1 protein-coding gene is annotated in these 875 nt (G+C 67.9%); it reads right to left on the bottom strand.

What is annotated here, in order from left to right; genetic code table 11:
- The coding region (locus NA8A_RS24195; RefSeq protein WP_009453083.1) for an aldehyde dehydrogenase family protein at positions 1–875 on the bottom strand (875 nt) is incomplete at both ends.

The following is an 875-nucleotide window of genomic DNA, read 5'->3' as shown; positions in this document are numbered from 1 at the left end:
GAGGTGCACACCTGCCCCGCCTTGCGATAGCCTGCCGCAACAACCTTCGGCAGCGCTGTCTCCAGATCGGCATCCTCGGCAAGCAGGGTGAAGGCGATGGAGCCAAGCTCCATCTGGCTGCGCCGCAGCCCCGCCTGGCTCTGGATGATACGTCCCACCTCCGTCGAGCCAGTGAAGGCCACATAGACCACACGCGGATCGGAGAGCGCCGCGCTCACCACAGCGCCGCCTCCGTGGAAGACCTGCAAATAACCCGCAGGCAACCCCGCCTCGATGAAAAACTGCGCCAGAAGACAGGCCGTGCGCGGCGTCTGGCCCGCAGGCTTCAGGATCACCGTATTGCCGGCCCCGAGCGCCGGGGCGATCTTGTGAGTGACGGTGTTGAGCGGCGCGTTGAAGGGCGTGACGGCGAGCACCACACCGAGCGGCACACGCATCGTGTAGGCCATGCGGCGGGCCTGGCCGGGGGCGCCGGCCACCGGCAGCATCTCGCCGCACAGCCGCCGCGCCTCCTCGGCGGACAGGCGCAGGGTCTGCACCGTGCGGTCGATCTCGCCGCGGCAATCGGCCGTGGCAAAGCCTGTTTCGCCCTGCATGACGCCGAGCATCTCGTCGGCACGCGCGGACAGAAGATCCGCCACCCGGTCGAGAATGGCGCCGCGCTCATGCGGGCTCAGCATATCGTCCGCAAAGGCTTTATCGGCATGGGCGATCATCGCGCCGATCTGCTCGGGCGAGCTGGCCCGAACCCGGGCCAGAGGCGTCAGGCGGAACTTGTCGAGCACATCGTGCCGTTCGCCAGACCCCGCGACCCAGGAGCCGCCAAGAAGCATCCCGCAAACCGCAAGACCGTCCTCTTGTCCCGTCTCGTAAGC

Source organism: Nitratireductor indicus C115 (assembly GCF_000300515.1).
GTDB classification, from domain to species: Bacteria; Pseudomonadota; Alphaproteobacteria; order Rhizobiales; family Rhizobiaceae; genus Nitratireductor; species Nitratireductor indicus.
The sequence above is the reverse complement of the archived record's forward strand: the minus strand, read 5'-3'. Positions and strand labels throughout refer to the sequence as shown.